15 protein-coding genes are annotated in these 19880 nt (G+C 34.9%); 7 read left to right on the top strand and 8 right to left on the bottom strand.

Translation table 11 applies throughout. The annotated features are described in order from the left end of the window. The first annotated feature begins 75 nt into the window (after positions 1 to 75). A complete protein-coding gene (locus M0D21_RS09045) occupies positions 76 to 570 on the top strand; it encodes a metallophosphoesterase family protein (RefSeq protein WP_248328612.1) in 495 nt (164 codons plus the stop codon). 60 nt (positions 571 to 630) lie between these two features. Here M0D21_RS09045 and M0D21_RS09040 read toward each other — a convergent pair whose 3' ends face one another. Next, the gene (locus tag M0D21_RS09040) at positions 631 to 1041 is read right to left on the bottom strand and encodes a DUF4293 domain-containing protein (RefSeq protein ID WP_248328610.1); all 411 of its coding nucleotides are present in this window, start codon (positions 1039 to 1041) and stop codon (positions 631 to 633) included. Between the two features lie 200 nt (positions 1042 to 1241). Between M0D21_RS09040 and rho the strand changes: the two genes are divergently transcribed. The 3 genes from rho (at position 1242) to M0D21_RS09025 (ending at position 5435) form a co-directional block, all read left to right on the top strand. After that, positions 1242 to 2873: a transcription termination factor Rho gene (rho, locus tag M0D21_RS09035; RefSeq protein WP_248328608.1), complete on the top strand. Its 1632-nt coding sequence runs from the start codon at positions 1242 to 1244 to the stop codon at positions 2871 to 2873. 155 nt (positions 2874 to 3028) lie between these two features. Further along, on the top strand, positions 3029 to 3700 hold the full coding sequence (gene msrA / locus M0D21_RS09030; protein ID WP_248328606.1) for a peptide-methionine (S)-S-oxide reductase MsrA: 672 nt from the start codon (positions 3029 to 3031) through the stop codon (positions 3698 to 3700). A gap of 574 nt (positions 3701 to 4274) precedes the next feature. After that, positions 4275 to 5435 (top strand): SH3 domain-containing protein, encoded by a 1161-nt coding sequence (locus M0D21_RS09025; protein ID WP_248328604.1) that lies wholly within the window; start codon positions 4275 to 4277, stop codon positions 5433 to 5435. A gap of 272 nt (positions 5436 to 5707) precedes the next feature. On the opposite strand, the gene M0D21_RS09020 is transcribed toward M0D21_RS09025, so the two are convergent. From M0D21_RS09020 to M0D21_RS09000, 5 genes are all read right to left on the bottom strand, one after another. After that, the gene (locus M0D21_RS09020) at positions 5708 to 6592 is read right to left on the bottom strand and encodes a bifunctional 5,10-methylenetetrahydrofolate dehydrogenase/5,10-methenyltetrahydrofolate cyclohydrolase (RefSeq protein WP_248328602.1); all 885 of its coding nucleotides are present in this window, start codon (positions 6590 to 6592) and stop codon (positions 5708 to 5710) included. A gap of 46 nt (positions 6593 to 6638) precedes the next feature. Then, a complete protein-coding gene (gene ffh, locus M0D21_RS09015; protein WP_248328600.1) occupies positions 6639 to 7967 on the bottom strand; it encodes a signal recognition particle protein in 1329 nt (442 codons plus the stop codon). A 248-nt stretch (positions 7968 to 8215) separates the two neighbouring features. Then, positions 8216 to 10393, bottom strand: a complete 2178-nt coding sequence (locus tag M0D21_RS09010) for a fasciclin domain-containing protein (protein ID WP_248328598.1) — start codon at positions 10391 to 10393, stop codon at positions 8216 to 8218. 143 nt (positions 10394 to 10536) lie between these two features. After that, entirely contained in the window at positions 10537 to 12411 is a 1875-nt protein-coding gene (locus M0D21_RS09005; RefSeq protein ID WP_248328596.1) for a fasciclin domain-containing protein, read from the bottom strand. Between the two features lie 173 nt (positions 12412 to 12584). Beyond that, positions 12585 to 13235 carry a hypothetical protein gene (locus tag M0D21_RS09000; protein ID WP_248328594.1) on the bottom strand — a complete coding sequence of 217 codons (651 nt, stop codon included), beginning with the start codon at positions 13233 to 13235 and terminating at the stop codon, positions 12585 to 12587. Between the two features lie 102 nt (positions 13236 to 13337). Between M0D21_RS09000 and M0D21_RS08995 the strand changes: the two genes are divergently transcribed. Genes M0D21_RS08995 through M0D21_RS08985 form a run of 3 tightly spaced genes read left to right on the top strand, consistent with a single transcriptional unit; the run spans position 13338 to position 17331 of the window. After that, the gene (locus M0D21_RS08995; protein WP_248328592.1) at positions 13338 to 13853 is read left to right on the top strand and encodes an RNA polymerase sigma factor; all 516 of its coding nucleotides are present in this window, start codon (positions 13338 to 13340) and stop codon (positions 13851 to 13853) included. A 56-nt stretch (positions 13854 to 13909) separates the two neighbouring features. After that, positions 13910 to 14812: a FecR family protein gene (locus tag M0D21_RS08990; protein WP_248328590.1), complete on the top strand. Its 903-nt coding sequence runs from the start codon at positions 13910 to 13912 to the stop codon at positions 14810 to 14812. Next, positions 14809 to 17331, top strand: coding sequence for a TonB-dependent receptor plug domain-containing protein (locus tag M0D21_RS08985; protein WP_248328588.1), 2523 nt, complete (start codon positions 14809 to 14811; stop codon positions 17329 to 17331). The genes M0D21_RS08990 and M0D21_RS08985 overlap by 4 nt, the downstream gene beginning before the upstream one ends. On the opposite strand, the gene M0D21_RS08980 is transcribed toward M0D21_RS08985, so the two are convergent. Both M0D21_RS08980 and argS read right to left on the bottom strand, forming a co-directional pair. After that, positions 17315 to 17785, bottom strand: a complete 471-nt coding sequence (locus M0D21_RS08980; protein ID WP_248328586.1) for a GNAT family N-acetyltransferase — start codon at positions 17783 to 17785, stop codon at positions 17315 to 17317. The genes M0D21_RS08985 and M0D21_RS08980 overlap by 17 nt on opposite strands. A 148-nt stretch (positions 17786 to 17933) precedes the next feature. Next, the gene (gene argS, locus M0D21_RS08975) at positions 17934 to 19712 is read right to left on the bottom strand and encodes an arginine--tRNA ligase (RefSeq protein WP_248328584.1); all 1779 of its coding nucleotides are present in this window, start codon (positions 19710 to 19712) and stop codon (positions 17934 to 17936) included. Positions 19713 to 19880: the final 168 nt, after the last annotated feature.

The following is a 19880-nucleotide window of genomic DNA, read 5'->3' as shown; positions in this document are numbered from 1 at the left end:
TATATAAGGATAATACACCAATCACATGTTTGTGTTTTCTTATTCATCTATAAATCATTTTTATTACACTAAATTGTGAAAAAAATTCTTCTTCTAAGTGACACACACAGCCATATCGATGATCGTATTTTACATTACGTGCAAGAAGCAGACGAAGTTTGGCACGCAGGAGACATTGGCGACCTTAAAGTAACCGATGCAATAGAAGCCATTACACCTTTAAGAGCTGTTTATGGAAATATCGATAACGACAAAGCAAGAGCTTCTTTTCCTTTACATCAAAGATTTGTTTGCGAAGGAGTTTCTGTTTGGATCACTCATATTGGAGGTTACCCCCCTAAATATAATATCGCTACCCGGGACGAAATAAGGACAAATCCTCCCAAACTATTTATCTGTGGGCATTCTCATATTCTAAAGGTTATACCTGACCCAAAAAATGAATTACTACATATGAATCCTGGAGCAGCGGGAAAGCATGGTTTTCATAAAGTAAGAACTATGCTTCGCTTTACGGTAGAGAAAGGAAAAATAGATAATCTAGAAGTTATAGAACTTGGAAAAAAATAATAAAACCCGGAGTTGGCATACTCCGGGTTTTAACGCACTAATACTACTAAGATGTTAGGTTTATCGTAATCGATCAACCGATTTTACAAGATTTTCATCCTTTTTAATAGCTCTATTAGCCATTACAAGTAAAACGATAGAAATAATAGGAATCATCATCCCAATACCTTTCTCAGAAACAAAAGTTTCTCCAGATATAGTTGGTGACCAATAAACAAATACTCCTAGTAAAATAAAGTTTAATAAGATATTGATTCGCCCCAACACAAATTGAAGCTGTCTATTTTTAAATAAAAAAATTGTTAGAAGTGATAAAATTGCTGATACAACAAATAAACTCAGAAGCAAATAATCTGTATTTGCAAACAACTCCACACCTTGCGCATCAAAACCATATGGTAAGATAAAGCTAAGCCCCCCAGAAACTCCGGCAGCCAATAATAGGTATACAGATTGAATTCGTTGAATCATTACAATTTTTTTCTTACAGAAATGCAAAAATAAGAGTTTCTTTTTATAAATAGCGGTAAAAATTAAAAATAAAGTCGTATACTTGCAGCACAAAATCTGTAACCCGTTCAATTAAGGTTACTTACCTTCTAAATAAAATTTTCCTAGAATCTTCTTTCGAAAATTTATACCAAAACGAAATAAATTATATAACAAATTAAATGTTAGAGATTTCTGAATTAAAAGCAAAAAAGCTTCCTGAATTGCAGGAGATTGCAAAAACCCTTAATGTACCTAAATATCGTACACTAAAAAAGCTTGACTTAGTTTACCAAATACTAGATTACCAAGCGGCGAATCCAGAAAAATTAGCTGGATCATCTTCAGAAAAAACTTCTGAACCAAAAGAAGCTCCCAAAAAAGCTTCAAACCAACGTCAAAGAAGACCAAGAACAAAAAGAACTGATACAGCAGCTGGTAAGACACAAGGTGGAGACAAGACTAATGCAGCCGATACTAAAGTTGAAGCTCCTGCTCCTGCTCCTCAAGCTGAAACCAATACCAAACCTAAAGAGGGTAAGGAAAACAATAAATCTCATCAGAATCAGAATCAGGAGGACAAAAAAGATAATCGAGGAAAAAACCCCGATAACAAATCTCAACAAAATAAAAACAGAAACAAGAAAGATAACGGAAACAGAGATAACCGTAATAGATACAAAGAACCAGATTTTGAGTTCGATGCCATTATTGAAAGTGAAGGTGTACTAGACATTATGCAAGATGGATATGGTTTCCTTCGTTCAAGTGACTACAACTATCTATCGTCTCCTGATGACATCTATGTATCTCAATCTCAAATTAGGCTTTTTGGACTTAAAACAGGAGACACTGTATTAGGGCAAGTTAGACCTCCTAAAGAAGGTGAGAAATATTTCCCTCTTATTAAGGTAAATAAAATTAACGGACTTGATCCTCAAGTTGTTCGAGACAGAGTTTCATTTGAACACCTCACACCATTATTTCCTCAAGAAAAATTTAAGCTTGCAGAAAAACAAAGCACAATATCTACCAGGATTATGGATTTGTTTGCTCCTATAGGAAAAGGACAACGTGGTATGATTGTATCACAACCAAAAACTGGTAAGACTATGTTGCTTAAAGATGTAGCAAATGCTATCGCTGCTAACCACCCTGAGGTATACCAAATGATTCTTTTAATAGACGAGAGACCAGAAGAGGTTACCGATATGCAACGCAATGTTAAAGGAGAAGTGATTGCTTCTACCTTTGATAAAGAAGCTAACGAGCATGTAAAAGTTGCCAACATTGTTTTGGAAAAAGCCAAGCGTTTAGTTGAATGTGGACATGATGTTGTTATCCTTTTAGATTCTATAACCAGGTTAGCCAGAGCCTATAACACAGTTCAGCCTGCAAGTGGAAAAATCTTAAGTGGTGGTGTAGATGCAAATGCATTACATAAACCGAAGCGTTTCTTTGGTGCTGCCCGTAATATTGAAGGAGGAGGATCATTATCTATTATTGCAACCGCTTTAACAGAAACTGGTTCTAAAATGGACGAAGTAATCTTTGAAGAATTCAAAGGAACAGGTAACATGGAACTTCAATTAGACAGACGAATTGCAAACAAACGCATATTCCCTGCGATTGACCTTATTTCTAGTAGCACGCGAAGAGATGACCTTTTACTAGATGACGCTACTATCCAACGCATGTGGATCATGAGAAAGTATCTAGCCGACATGAATCCAGTAGAAGCTATGGAATTTATTAATGAGCGCTTCAAACAAACTAAAAACAATGATGAGTTTCTTATATCTATGAACGGATAGACAACACTCTTCATCATAATATAAAGTGCGACCTCTAAAAGTCGCACTTTTTTATTTCTATTTTAAGAAGTGTTCATTTCTAATCATCTTAACTTTACAAATTAGAAATGAAAGTTTTTAATTGAAAAGGAGACCAAGTGTTAAATTAATTATTTATGAAAAAGTATACCGTAATATTTTGCAGCCTTATTTTCTTCTTAACGAGTTGTAATGGCAATGGACAATCAACAAATCCACAAAACAGCGTAACTTCTAAGCAAGAAGTAAAACCTATTCAAGTTCCAGCAGTAGAAGGATATGAACGCGCTTATTTTGCAAGTGGATGCTTTTGGTGTGTTGAAGCAATTTATGAAAGCATAAAAGGTGTAAAAGAGTCTATCTCAGGATACTCTGGAGGGCATACTTCTAATCCAACTTATGAAGCCAGTAACACAGGAAGAACAGGCCATGCAGAAGCTGTAGAAATTTATTATGACCCCAACATCGTATCTTTTAGCACTCTGGTAGATGTGTATTTTGGATCGCAAAACCCAACTCAAGTAAATGGACAAGGTCCAGATCATGGATCGCAATACCGTTCTATTATTTTTTATCAAAACGAGGAACAGAAAAAAATAATAGAAGAAAAGAAAAAAGCCTTGAGCAAAAAACTAAATAGAAAAATCGCTGCTGAAATACTTCCCTTTCAAAAATTCTGGATAGGCGAAGGATACCATCAGGATTTTGAAAAAAGAAACCCTAATCATAGATACATATTAAATGTATCTATTCCAAGGTTAAAAAGATTTCAATCTAAATTCCCCGATTTAATTAAAACATCACATTAACAAACACATAGCCTTTAATTGTTAAACTCTGTTAAAAATCATTCCATTACGGTTTATTTATTTTTAGGCACTTCAAAAACCTCATAACCCCCAATTTTACTATCAAAAAGCGGTTAAAACACAAAACCGACAAAACAAACTTAAATAAGCTACTAAATCGGTTGTAATACACAAAAAAATCGTTGAAAAACACAAAACAACTGAAAAAATTTATTATTTTTACACAAATAAAATGGAAACGAGTTGTGTTTTTCAGATTAAAACATTACTTTTGATTCTGATTTAATGGTTTTCTTTTCAGTTATTTAATCATAATAATTGAAGTTTTACTAAAGAAAAAACAATGTAAAAAACTGAAAATCAATAAATTAAATTAAAAACGTTCTTTAAGAAATCGGGGAATATTACAACAATAAGTAATATAGAAGATAAGAAGAAAACGAGGTGAAAATAGTTTTGGCACCTTTTTTGAAGAGCGATTTTTTGACGTTTATTCTAACATTTTGTTTAGAAATTATGATGAAAAAATTAAATAAAAGTTAATAATAACCCAATCTACTTAAAAACAAGAGATATGAAATCTATTTTTACATTTATTCTACTTTTGGTGATTACGTTCTCGACAGCTCATGCACAAGATGGGCAATATCTAATGTCAGCTCAGAAATTAGAGGTACGAAGTGGTCCAGGTCTACAGTTTAATACGATTGCTGAAGTTCCTCAAGGAACTCAAGTATATGTAATGAGTTCTAACTATGGAGACTGGAGTGCTATTCAGTACAAAAAGATGAACGGATTCGTTGTCACCAAACTATTAACAAGTGATAGTCGAATTGCTGATGCAGAAAGAGCAGCGGCAGAAGCGGCAGCAAAAAGAGAAGCGGCTAAAGCAGCAGCAGCAGCAGCAATTGCGCAAGCAGAAGCTGCGAAAAGAGCAGCCGAAGAAGCTGCAAGAAAAGCTATTGCTAATGCAGAGCGATTAAAAAGAGAAGCTGAAGCTAATGCAGCTAAGGCGATTGCTGACGCAGAAGCAGCAAAAAGATCTAAAGACGCTGCGGCTAGAAAAGCGCTTGCAGATACTGAAGAAACAAGAAAAGCATTGGAAGAAGCTCGTAAAAGAGCAGCTCAAGGTGGTAGCTTAACGGCTTCTGCTCCAATAGAGTCTACTACTCCTTCTTACGGTTCTAGTTCTAACACTAGTACTCCAAAAGCAGCAGCTATAGAGGTAACTAGAGAAGACAAGTATGCAGACTGGGAGAAAAAGACATATAAGTCTGGAGCTACTCCAAAATCATTTAACTTTAAAGGTAAGTTTGACTATAAATTAGACAACTATCTAAAAATTAAAGTAGGAAAAAACACAGAAGTTGTTGTTAAGATGTACAAAATGGGTCAAACTGAAAAAGATGATCAGTTAATGCGTGTAACATATATCAATAGCAACACCACTCAGTTTATTAGAAACATCCCTGAAGGTGAATACTACCTTAAAATCGCTTACGGTAGAGAATGGAAAGAGACTGAAAAGAATGGTAAGAAGTTCGGTACATTTACTAAAAACGCATTATACGAAAGAGGTCAACAAATCTTAAACTATAACACGGTTAAGACATCTAAAGGTATTAATGTTCCTTCTTACAACTTATCGTTGGATCTTCTTCCTAGTAGTGGAGGTTATACAACCGGAAGTGATGATAATATTAGCGCTTCTAAGTTTAACGATGACAATAACTAGAAAATAAATCTTCGTAAAAAACATACATATATAATCACCAAAATATAAATGTAACAAAATGTTAGGGCTAAGTAGCTCCTAACATTTTTGTTTTATAATACTTACTTACATATTGATTGTGAACTATGCTCTGCATTAGTTTTTAACAACAATTGCCCTTGTAGATTAGGCAATAAAAACAAAACCCGGTAAACTTTTAGGTTACCGGGTTTTGTTTTTATTTATGAAAATTAACTGTCTTTCCTTCTACAGTTACTTCAAACACTTGCTAATTAAGCATTACTACGATGTCTCTCTCTTGCTAATAGTGTATTTTTTAATAGCATTGCAATAGTCATAGGTCCTACCCCTCCAGGAACAGGAGTAATATAAGATGCTTTCTTACTTACATTCTCAAAATCTACGTCACCTACAATTTTATAACCTTTTGTAGTCGATTCATCAGGAACTCGAGTAATACCTACATCGATAATCACCGCATCATCCTTCACCATTTCTGCCTTTAAAAAATTAGGAACACCTAATGCAGAAATTACGATATCAGCTTGAGAGATAATTTGAGTAATATTCTTAGTATGACTATGGGTAAGTGTTACTGTAGAGTTACCTGGCCATCCTTTTCTTCCCATCAAAATACTCATAGGTCGCCCTACAATATGACTTCTACCAATTACCACGGTATGTTTTCCTTTGGTATCAACATCATATCGTTCTAATAATTCTAAAATACCAAATGGTGTTGCAGGGATAAAAGTAGACATATCTAATGCCATTTTACCAAAGTTCATAGGATGAAAACCATCTACGTCCTTATCAGGATCAACAGCTAATAACACTTTTTGCGTATCAATTTGAGGAGGAAGAGGTAATTGAACGATAAAACCGTCGATATTATCATCTTCATTAAGTTCCTTAATTTTAGCTAGCAATTCTACTTCACTAGTTGTACTAGGCATTTTAACCAAGGTAGATTCAAATCCAATTCTCTCGCAAGCCCTAACTTTACTGCCTACATAGGTTAAACTTGCTCCGTCATTACCTACTAAAACTGCAGCTAAGTGTGGAACCTTCTCACCACGTTCTTTCATTTTTTGAACTTCAGCCGCTATTTCATCTTTAATATCGTTACTGACTTTTTTTCCGTCTAATATTTCCATTTCCCCTAATTTGTTGTCTAAGAAAGTTTATGTTCGTTTGTGTTTTTTATCTCATTTTGCCCATCATCTGCATCATTCGCTTTCCGCCGCCCCCTTGCATCATTTTCATCATCTTGCTCATTTGATCAAATTGCTTAAGCAACTGATTTACTTGTTGAATAGAAGTTCCGGAACCTTTTCCAATTCGTTTTTTTCTACTAGCATTGATAATTTGTGGTTTAGCTCTTTCTGCTGGAGTCATAGAATGAATAATCGCTTCGATATGTTTGAACGCATCGTCATCTATATCCATGTTTTTCATCATTTTACCAGCTCCAGGGATCATTCCTACAAGATCCTTCATATTCCCCATCTTTTTAATTTGCTGAATCTGCTTTAAGAAATCATCAAATCCGAATTGATTTTTAGCAATTTTTTTCTGAAGTTTTCTAGCTTCTTCTTCATCAAACTGTTCTTGGGCTCTTTCAACTAACGAAACCACATCACCCATACCCAGAATTCGATCGGCCATACGTGAAGGATAGAATACATCGATAGCCTCCATTTTTTCTCCGGTACCAATAAATTTGATCGGTTTATTTACCACCGATTTAATTGATATGGCCGCACCACCTCTGGTATCACCATCGAGCTTTGTTAAGATAACTCCATCAAAATTCAATACATCATTAAAGGCTTTGGCTGTATTCACAGCATCCTGACCCGTCATAGAATCTACAACAAACAAGGTTTCTTGAGGAGTAATTGCTTTATGAATGTTAGCAATCTCGGTCATCATTGCCTCATCTACTGCCAAACGACCTGCGGTATCTATGATCACCACATTAAATCCATTTGCCTTAGCATGAGCTACACCTGCTTTAGCAATAGCAACAGGATCATTGTTTCCTCTATCACTAAAAACCTCAACATTAATTTGCTCACCAACTACGTGAAGCTGATCTATCGCAGCAGGCCTGTATACATCACAAGCAACTAATAAAGGTTTTTTTGTTTTTTTGTTTTTTAGAAAGTTTGCAAGCTTACCAGAAAAAGTTGTCTTACCTGAACCTTGTAATCCTGACATTAAGATTACAGAGGGAGTAGCAGAAAGGTTAACCCCAGCAGCATCTCCTCCCATTAATTCTGTAAGTTCATCTTTTACCAGTTTTACCATAAGCTGGCCTGGTTTAAGACTCTTCAATACATCTTGACCTAATGCCTTTTCTTTTACTCTAGCTGTAAATTCTTTGGCAATTTTGTAGTTTACATCGGCATCTACCAAGGCACGACGTACCTCTTTCAGAGTTTCGGCAACATTTATTTCTGTAATCTGACCATGACCCTTTAAAATATGTAAAGCCTTGTCTAATTTATCACTTAAATTATCAAACATATTCTTTCTGTTTATTTGCAAATTCTATCTTCTTAGATAGAGAGGTGCAAATTTAAGGATTTGAAGCATATAAATAAAGAATGCTATTGTAGAATTATGCTGGTAGCTGTAGAATTAAAAAATAAGTAGATAAAAGTCAATTTTGACTGTATTTTAAGCAAAAAACTACCCGAAATACCTAAATTTTGGTGCTTTCGGGTAGTCATTGTGCCAATCAATAAATGAGAACTATTGATTTATTATTGTTTTTAATGTATTGCTGCGGGTACAAGAACACCGTCGATGACATGGATAATACCATTTGAAGCTTCAATATTTGCCATTTTCACTTCTATTTCTCCATTCAATAGCACAATACCATTAGACATTTCGATAGTTACTTCTTCTCCTTGCAACGTTGTGACTACTTCTTTAGCTAAAAGGTCTTCAGCTCCAAATTTACCTGAGGCTACATGATATAACAATACTTCTTTTAGCGCATCTCCAGAAGGTATAGCACTTAAAGCATCAAAAGCTGCATTTGTTGGAGCGAACACGGTAAAAGGCCCCTCTCCACTTAAAGCTTCAACTAATTCTGCTGCTTGCAAAGCACCTACCAATGTAGATAGTTCAGGAGTATCTAAAGCAATTTCAACAATACTCGGTAATTCTACTGGAGGAAGAAGCACTCCTTTGATTATATGAATAATTCCATTTGAAGCCTCAATATCTGCCATCATAACTTCTATCGAACCATTAAGCACTACATTTCCACTATCATTAAGTTCAATGGTTACCTCATCTCCTTGCACAGTTGTTACTGTTTGTTTTTCCAGAAGATCTGCAGCTGCAAATTTCCCCGCAGCTACATGATATAGTAGCACTTCTGTTAATGCATCACCAGAAGGGATAGCATCAAGTGCTGCAAAAGCAGCATTAGTTGGAGCAAATACGGTAAACGGTCCTTCTCCATTCAAAGTATCGACCAGTTCAGCACTTTGCAATGCTCCTACAAGTGTCGATAAATCTGGCGTGTTTACCGCTATTTCGACAATACTCTGCAACTCGGAAGGAGGAAGCAACACTCCCTTTATGACATGAACGATTCCGTTGGAAGCCTCAATATCTGCCATCATAACTTCAATTGAGCCGTTAAGAATTACATTTCCTTCATCATTTAACTCAATAGTAACGTCATCACCTTGAAGAGTTGTAACCGTTTGTTTTTCCAGAAGATCTGCTGCCGTAAATTTCCCAGAAGCTACATGGTATAACAATACTTCTTTTAACGCATCTCCAGAAGGAATTGCATCAAGAGCTTCAAAAGCGGCATTGGTTGGTGCAAAAACTGTGAAAGGTCCTTCTCCGCTAAGCGCTTCAACCAATTCTGCCGCCTGCAAAGCACCAACAAGAGTGGAAAGTTCTGGAGTATCAACTGCAATTTCTACAATACTGGGTAAAGTTTCAAAAGAAGGGGGGATTAGAACTGCATCGATAACTTGAATCACTCCGTTTGATCCACCTATGTTTGCTGAAAGTAGTTTTACCGTATCGTTTATAACTATTTCATTGTTTTCATTGAGACTTACTTTTATATCCTCACCTTGTAAGGTGGTTGTTAGCTCTTGGGCTAATAACTCTGAGGTATTCAATCGTCCACTTGCAACATGATATAACAAAATCTCTTTCAATATGTCTAACGGTGGTACTGCATCAAGAGCCGCAAAGGCTTCATCAGTTGGTGCAAAAACGGTAAACGGTCCTTCTCCGGTAAGTGGATCTACAAGATCTGCTGCCTGCAATGCTCCTACCAGCGATGTAAATCTTCCGTCTTCAACTATTAATTCTACTATATTTTTATCTGGAAAAGTAGTTTCTTTCAACTCGGCGTTCCAAAGACCTCTTCCTATTCCTCCATTTGTAAATAGTCTAAAACCTCCTATGATATCACCATTGTCTTGAACACGCCCTATACCAAAAATTAAATCACGTCCAGGGGGGTTGATTATTATATAGACTACTCCATCACTAATGATAGCTCCTCTAGCCCTAGCTTTGGTACCATCTGGTAATTCAAGGTTACCTCTAACTATTGTAAAACTAGCATGATACAATGTAAAGTTAAGTGATAACTCTCCTTCTATCGTGGCTCCTGTGCCCGCCCCAACACTTACCAAAGCAGAAAAATCATAAACTCTTTTTTCTCTACTGATATCAAAGAATTTGCCTTCGGTTAATTTAGCATCATCTTCAACTGTTAATTCACCTTCAATAAGATCTTTGGTCATTTCTTCGATCTCATCGAATCCAATAATTTTTGATTCTTCGAATTCTGCAAGTTCTGGTTCGTTTCCATTGGTTTCATCATCGTTTTGACATGAAACCAAAACATTCAACAAAAACAAACATAAAAAAGGAATCGTCAGTTTTTTGGCTAGACTTTTCATAGCGTTTTAATTTTATGAGTTAATAATTAATTAATATTTGTGTGGAAAAGAAAAGGGCATTTAGAAGGTGATAAGAAATAAATGAGGGAATACTTCCAAATGCCCTTTTAAGGGGTATGTGATGTGTTATATATTAACACATATTAGTTCATAGTATCAGGAATCAATACTTTATTAATTACGTGTATTACTCCGTTACTTGCCTGTACATCTACAGCGATTATTTCTGTATCTGAAGTTCCAGAACCATCTGTTAAATTAGCTACTGCACCATTAGTACCAGGTATCACAATAGTTAATGTATCTCCTTCTAGTGTTGCTGGAGTCACTAAACCATCTGAAAGATCTCCAGAGCGTACATTTCCACCTGCTATAACATGATGCTGTAAAATTGGAATTAAATCATTTTCTGCTGGTAGCATTCCTACCGCCGTAAATGCATCATTAGTAGGTGCAAACACAGTAAATGGTGCTGGATCGGTTCCCAGGCCAGTACTTAATACATCAACAAAATCTACACTTGGCGTTCCTGTAGTCAATGCTTCTACAAGAGAAGAAAAGTTAGAGTCTGCCACCGCAAAGGTGACTACTGTTGGTAATCCAATAACGGCATCAACAATATGAATTACTCCATTTCTGGTTTCAACGTTTGCATCTGTTACAGTAGCACCATTGTTTGCAGAACCTCCATTTAGGACAACACCGCTTGCAGTATTTATATAAATACTTAAGTTATTATCTGTGTCCCCGTATGTAGCTAAGGTATTTGCATAGGTGGTAGATAAGTCTGTCGATAATAATTTTCCGGTGATTACATGATTCAATAATATCTGTGTTACCGTTTCAACTGGTAAATCTGTAAGATTAGCTCCATCTAGAAGCGCATCAAAAGCAGTATTTGTTGGTGCAAAAACTGTACGCATCATGTTATTATCAAGCGCATCGTTAAGACCTGTATATCTCAATGCTGCATATAAAGAAGAGAAATCACTTGCTTCGCCATTATTGTATGCTACAGCAGTAAAGCTTCTTCCTAAAGCATCAAGAGCAGCCGAAGGTAATAATACCTTATCTATTGCGTGAATAACACCATTTGTCGCTTTAACATCAGTAGCTATAATTTCTGAATCTACCCCAGATTTATCTCTAAGAAAACTACCTCCTTCTAAATTCAGAGTTAATGTTTCTCCTTGTAATGTTGCCGGAGTTACTCCGTCTGTAATACCTGGTAAATCAGCCGCTAGAACATTTGCCCCAGCGATCACATGATATTCTAGTACAATAGCAAGCTGAGCTGGTGTAATTCCACCTATCGCTGTATCTGAAATGTCGCCTTCTGCTATCCCAAATCTAGCGGCTAAATCTAAGAATGCGTCGTTGGTAGGAGCGAATACTGTAAAAGGAGAAGAGGTTGTTCCACTGAAAGTACCGGCATAGTCTGTATCTGGAGTACGAGTGGTTAGTGATAATGCCAATTGACTAAAGTTCGGATCTGCCACTGCAAATGTAGCTATCGTTGGTAAAGCAATTACTGCATCAACTGCATGGATTACTCCATTTGATTGATCAATATCCGCAGTAGTAACAGCAACACCTCCATTAATCACAACACCACCTGAAGTATTGACATAAGTACTAAACCCTGCTAAATTATCTTGATATCCCGTTTGTAATTGAGTAGAGGTAAGTTCTTGCCCAAGAACATGATTTAACAATATAGGCTCTAATTGTTCTTTGGTAGCAGTTTCTAAGGTCAAATTGTTTGCCGTCAAAAATGCGTCGAACGCAGCATTATTAGGTGCAAAAACTGTAAAGCTTCCACTACCTGATAATGTTTCTACCAACTCTGCTTTTTCCAAAGCGGCTAAAAGAGAACTATAATCTGCATTTTCTGCTACGAATTCTGCAATAGTAGTAGTATCTCCAGGAAATGTAGTATCATCATCGTCACTACAAGAATAGGTTGCCACAAGCAAAAAGGTTATAAAGATTGTTTTAAAAAGATTTTTCGTTTTCATGGTGTTTAATATTATTGTTTGGTGATTAAACAACTCAATAGACTAAACTCTAACCCATGAATTTGGTTTTAGCATTATTTTAACTTTTTGTTTAACTTTTATACAATAAATGTTAAACAAAAAACCACTCTTAAAAACAAGAGTGGCTTTTATAAAATATTGTCTTTCAGAAACTAATTATCATTTTCATCACACGCAGAAATCATTCCTATGATGGCGTTGCGCAAATCTGTATTATGTTGAACAGAAGTGCTACTCCCATCATGTAGCAGTAAATTAATTGGGTAATCGATACTAAATACCGTATTCTGATCTGTGTTTGTTATAAACTCGAACATTTCAGAGTCATGAATCAATTGTTTAGTTTCAAGCCTATTTGTTCTACTATCAAATGAAGAAAACACAATGGGATACTCAAAATCGATACATTCTATGTCATCATCGTTTACACTACAAGCATTTGTTAGCGTTTGTAGCTCTTGTTCATTAGATACTGCAATTTCAGAATAATCAAATAAAGTAACGATAATCGGATACTCTATCTCTATATTATCTGTGGCAGATATCCCTAAGTAGTCTGAAGTATGAGTAACAGTGTAACTTTCACCATTTCGTATTATTTTGTAGGGTATATTTATACTCAAACAATTTCCCTGATCTACGATATCATCAAAAGAGCCATCATGAGTAGCTACATTTTTCATAAGAACAGAAAGTTGTGAATCTACAGGATCATCTGGCTCTATCACTTCTCTTTCTTCTTCTTGACATGCTGTAATAACAAAAAAGGCTAAAACTAAAATGTGTATGATCTTATTCTTCATATTCGCTATAACTTTTCCTAAACTTCATAATAATAACAACATACTTATGATAATTCCTACGCAAGAATTCTATTTTTTATAATTTTAACAAAAATATAAAGAATGTCTAAGGATTTACACGATCACGTTTGTGAGGAGAAATTGTTTTCAGAGCTTTTTAGAAGACATTCTCAGGACCTGCATAATTTTATCTACTACAAATACGGCGAGCATATTGACCCCAAAGATAAAGTTCAAGAGGCATTTATGAAATTATGGGATAATTGTAAAAAAACCCCGCTTTCTAAAGCTAAAAGTTTTCTTTTTACTGTGGCTAACAATCTATCATTGAACCAAATCAAACATAATAAAGTAAAATTAAAGTTCCAGCAACTTCCGCAAAAAGAAAAGACAAATGAAAGTCCCGAATTTGTTCTAGAAGAAAAAGAGTATCTCCAGAAATACCAAAAGGCATTATCTAATCTTACTGAACCACAAAGAGTTGCCTTCTTGTTAAATAGAATCGAAGGCAAAAAACATCAAGAGATTGCTGATCTATTAGGTATTTCCAGAAAAGCCGTCGAAAAGAGAATTTATGGCGCTCTAGAGAAGCTTAGAAAAGAAATTGATGGAATTTAAAGACATAAGGGTAGGAATTTTTAATTGATAATTGTTATATACATAGAAATCTTGCTATGAAAAAGAAAGATCTCATAAGAAAATGGTTAGATAATGAGCCATTAAATGCGCAGGAATCGAAGGCGTTTAAGGATTTAGACGCCTATGATTCTTTTATGAAAATAGCTGAAACTGCTAAAAGATTTAAAGCGCCTGATTACAATACTGAAAAAAACTTAGAAGCTCTTCAAACAAACTTATCAAATCCCAAAAGCGCATCTAAAAAATCTTCATACATTACAATTATTTCAAGGATAGCCGCAGTTTTTATTTTGGCTATTGGCCTTTACACGTTTTTGAAGCCATCGCAAAAAGAAGTAAGTACTCTTGTAACTGAAAAGACCTCGGTAATACTGCCTGATGAAAGTGAAGTGATATTAAACGCATTATCTGCCATTAAATATTCGGAAAAAGACTGGCAGGACAATCGAACAATAGCTCTTGACGGCGAAGCATATTTCAAAGTAGCTAAAGGGAAAAAATTTGAGGTACAGACTACTTTGGGCAACGTACAAGTACTTGGAACACAATTTAATGTAAAACAACGCAACCAGTATTTTGAAGTTGTTTGCTATGAAGGATTGGTAAGTGTAAGTTACAACAACAACGTTACCCAACTTTCTAAGGGACAAGGGATAGAAATCTACGAAAATCAAGTACGTAAAACCAATACTTCGATTGCAAAACCTTCCTGGACCGAAAACAGAAGCATTTTTATTAGTAAACCTTTTTCTTTTATTCTTAGAGAATTTGAACGACAGTACAATGTTACTATTGTAACAAAAAACTTTGATCAAAATCAGCTTTTTACTGGTAATTTTGTACATTCAAATATTCAAACGGCATTACAATCTATTACTATACCTATGCGTTTGAAGTATGAAATCAATGACAACCTAATAACCCTTTATCGAGAGTGATCAAAACCCAAATTGTAGTTTTACTTACTCTTTTAAATTTTAGTTTCGCTTCGTCCTTTGCACAAAAACAACAGGATGTGGTACCCCTTATCGAGCTCTTAAACACCTTACAAGAAAAGTTTGATTGTAGGTTTTCTTATGCCGATCAAGAACTTGAGGATGTTTATACACAAATACCTTCAGTAGATTTAGAATTAAAGGAAACTATCGACTTTCTTCAGAATAGTACTCCTTTTGACTATACTGTTTTAGAGAACAAAAATATTCTATTAAGTTTAAAGAAGAAGAAATTTGAAATCTGCGGAGTTCTCCATTCTATTGCAGATGACACGAAAATATATGGAGCATCTATCCAAATAGGAAACAGAGCTACAATTAGTGACGAGAACGGTTTCTTTACATTGAACCTGGAAAAAGAACAAGGACTAATCAAAATTAAATACCTGGGTTTTAAAACAATTCTTATTCCTGCCAAAGAGCTACGGAATTCTCGATGTAAAAAATTAGTAATGATTCCTGAAATACAATACCTGAATGAAATTATCTTAAATGATTATTTGGTACAGGGAATCAACAAAAAATCAGATGGATCAGTATTTATCGATTATGATAATTTTGGCATCTTACCTGGATTAATAGAACCTGACCTGTTACAAACAATTCAAGCCTTACCCGGTATTTTAAGTGTTGAAGAAACAGTATCAGACATAAATGTTCGCGGCGGAACCAACGATCAAAATCTTATCCTATGGGATGGTGTTAAAATGTACCAATCTGGTCACTTTTTTGGTTTAATATCTGCCTTTAACCCCTACCTTACCAAAGATGTTCAAATCATAAAAAATGGTGCCAGTTCTAGTTATGGAGATGGTGTTTCCAGTGTCATTGCTATGAATACCGATAATACTATAAATAAAGACACAAACGGCAGTCTTGGCCTTAATATGATAAGTGCAGATGGCTATGTTGACTTAAATCTTGGTAAAAAGTCTTCTGTACAACTTTCGGTTCGTAAATCTATTAGTGAAGTTTTTGAAACTCCTACCTATAGGCAATTCTTCAAAAAAGCCTTTCAAGATTCTGAAGTAGTAAATAGTAGCACAAACCTCTCTAATGCCGATGAGGAGTTTTCTTTTTATGATTTGAGTTTACGTTGGTTATATCAATTATCACCAAAAGACCTCATCAAAGTCAATATGCTGGTGATGCGTAATGATTTAACTTTTCAAGAGAGTGCAGAAATTAATAATGTAAATATCTCTAGAGAAAGTAGTGCAAAACAAAACAATAGTGCTCTTGGGGTATCCTATCATAGAAATTGGAGCTCCACTTTTAGGAGTGAACTATTATTATATGGCACCAATTACAACTTAGAAGCTACAAACTCGGATGTATTAAACAATCAGCGTTTACTTCAGGAAAATAAAGTTCTTGAAAGCGGATTGAAACTAAAAACACTCTTCAGCTTAACACCTCAATTACATCTTTATTCTGGATATCAGTTTAACGAAACGGGAATATCCAATCTTAGAGATGTCAACAATCCTACGTTTAGAGATTTTGTAAAGGAAGTGATTCGCACTAATAGTCTTTTTTCTGAAATTGAATATAAGTCTGACACCAACAAAACACATATTAATCTGGGTGTACGAATAAATCATTTTGATAAGTTCAACTCCTATACCCTCGAACCAAGATTTAGTTTCAATTATAGTTTTGATAATCGTTTTACCATTGAGGCCCTGGGAGAGATAAAAAGTCAAGTTACTTCTCAGGAAATAGAATCACAAAATGATTTTTTGGGTATAGAAAACCGCAAATGGGTACTCTCAAATGAGGAAGATATCCCGATCATCAAAAGTCTCCAGGGGTCTTTAGGTTTAACATACAGTCACAAAAATTGGCTGGTAAGCACAGATGTTTTTTATAAAAATGTTGACGGTATCACCTCTGCCAGTCAAGGGTTTCAAAATCAATTTGAATTTCTTTCTGATCATGGTAGTTACACGGTTAAAGGTTTGGATTTTCTAATTAATAAACGATTTAAATCCTTTAACACGTGGTTGAGCTATTCGTATGCAGAAAACAAATACACCTTCTCCAGGTTATTTGCTGAAGATTTTCACAACAATATCGATATTAGAAATAATATCAATTTTGCAATTTCATATGCTATCAAAAATTTAAAGCTTTCTAGTGGTCTTAATTGGCACAGTGGTAAACCAACCACAAGTCCAATATCTGGCAGCGAGATATTACCAAATGGTGAAATCAATTATGAAAACCCAAACACGAATACCTTAGACGATTATTTTAGATGGGACGCTTCTGCTACATACAGTTTTCGTCTCTCACCAAAAACAAATGGCTTCATAGGATTGTCTTTATGGAATATTCTGGATCAAAAAAATGTAGTAAACAACTACTATCGTATTAATCCAAGTTCTAATGAAGTTGAAGAGATTGAGCAACTTGGTTTACGTTTTACCCCTAATGCCGTGGTTAGGGTAAATTTTTAACCCCAGAGTAGCTTATCACTTCTTCTCCTCCAACAACATTAACCGCACTTTTAATAATTTCAAAACCGTTCTTTTGAAAAAAACCTTTGGTAAGAATACTTATTTGAGTAGTAAGTGTTTTTATATTGGCTTCTCTAGCCACTTCTTCAAGCGTAGCAAATAATGCCTTTGCAATTCCTTGTCCGTGATAATTCATATGAACAAAGATATACTCAAGATTTCCTTTCTTATCCATACAAAAAGATCCAATTATCTCTCCATTAAGCTTTGCATTATAAATATAGTCATCTTTGAACTTCTTTTGCCAATAGGACTTATTGGTAGCTAACCTAGAATAGATTTTAATTTCGGCTTTCGTAAATATCAAAGAACCATATGACGTAACTGTTTGATAAAACAAACGTTGCATTAACGGTAAATCACTATCTATAGCTCTTGATATTCTGTACTTCATATTCTCTAAAATAAAAAAAGAGATTACTTATGCAATAAAACAATTATATTTTTGTCCTTTCAAAATAGATGAAATAGAAAAAATATCGATGTCTTACATAGTTGTCTTACAATATGTAGACGTAATTGTGTGAAGAGTTAAGTTTTGTTTACATTCTTTCCGGAACATTAATTCCTAAAAGACCAAATGCCGATTTAATTGTAGCACCTACAAATTGCGAAAGTTGAACTCTAAAAAGTTTTTCTGTATCGGTATCTGCTCCAAATATAGAAACATTTTGGAAAAAAGAGTTATAATTTTTAACTAAATCGTAAGTATAATTCGCAATTATTGCGGGACTTAGGTCTTTTGCAGCATTTTGTATTACCTCGGGAAACAGTTCTAACTGTTTTATAAGTTCTTTTTCTTTTTGGTGTAGTTTTAGATTCTCTACTGTAGTATCTAATACAAAATCTGCTTTTCGCAAAATTGCTTGAATTCTAGCATAGGTATACTGAATAAATGGACCTGTATTCCCTTGAAAATCTACAGATTCTTCGGGATTAAAAAGGATTCTCTTTTTAGGATCAACCTTTAAAATATAATACTTCAAAGCTCCCAGACCAATAGTTTTATACACCTCCCCTTTCTCTTTATCTGTATATCCTTCTAACTTACCTAAGTCTTTGGAGATATTTTCGGCAGTATCAGCCATTTCTGTAATTAAATCGTCTGCATCGACCACAGTACCCTCTCTACTCTTCATTTTACCACTTGGTAAGTCTACCATCCCATAGCTTAAATGATGAAGGTGTTCTGCCCAATCATACCCTAATTTTTTAAGAATAAGAAACAATACCTTAAAATGATAATCCTGTTCATTTCCTACCGTATAAATCATTCCTCCTACATCAGGTTTATCTTTGGCTCTTTGAATGGCTGTTCCAATATCTTGAGTCATATAAACCGCTGTACCGTCTTTCCTTAACACCAATTTTTCATCCAGGCCTTCATCAGTTAAATCACACCAAACTGACCCATCTTCTTTTGTAAAGAAAACTCCTTTGGCTAACCCTTCTTCGATATTATCTTTACCCAATAAATAGGTATTACTTTCATAATAATAGCTATCAAAATCTACTCCAATGGCCTTGTAGGTTTGCTCAAAACCGTCGTATACCCAACTATTCATCATTTCCCAAAGTGCAACCACATCTTTATCTCCTGCTTCCCATTTACGAAGCATTTCTTGAGCTTCTAATAAAAATGGGGCCTCTGCTTTTGCTTCCACTTCGGTTTTTCCATTTTGGATCAATTCTGCTATCTGGTCTTTGTATATCTGATCAAACTTCACATAGTAGTTTCCAACTAGCTTATCTCCTTTTAAACCTGTTGATTCTGGGGTTTCTCCATTACCATACTTTTTCCAGGCCAACATTGATTTACAAATGTGTATTCCTCTATCATTAATAATCTGGGTTTTATACACCTTTTTCCCACTAGCCTTGATAATTTCTGCAACCGAAAATCCTAAAAGGATATTTCTTACGTGCCCTAAATGCAAAGGTTTGTTAGTATTTGGTGAAGAATATTCTACCATTACAGACTTCTTACTTTCTGAATGCTCTACAAAACCAAACTTTTGATTATTCTTTATAGAATTAAAGAAGTTCAGATAATAAGAATCGGAAATTACCAAATTCAAAAAACCCTTCACTACATTAAAATCCAGGACTTCAGATACATTTTCTTTAAGATAATTCCCAACAGCTTCACCAATTTGAACAGGATTCCCCTTCACCACTCTTAGCATTGGAAAAACCACTACGGTAATATCTCCTTCGAACTCTTTTCGGGTAGCCTGCAATTCTACAGATTCAAGATTAGCACCAAATAATTCTTTGATAGTCACCTTTACTTTTTCTGAAATGATCTGCTGTAAATTCATCTTCTAAAAATTAAGCTGCAAAGATAATAGAAATAATAGAGTGACACTATCTGTTTTTGCACCTTTTACCGTTCTTCATACAAAATGAAACATTAGTAAAAATCAAGCTGCAATACCAAGCAGGAAATTAAAACCAAAAAAAGTAGTCTATACTATATACAGGAACTA

Origin of the sequence: Aquimarina acroporae (genome assembly GCF_023195925.1) — a bacterium.
Classification (GTDB): domain Bacteria; phylum Bacteroidota; class Bacteroidia; order Flavobacteriales; family Flavobacteriaceae; genus Aquimarina; species Aquimarina acroporae.
Note: the sequence above shows the minus strand (reverse complement) of the source record. Positions and strands in the feature narration are given on the sequence as shown.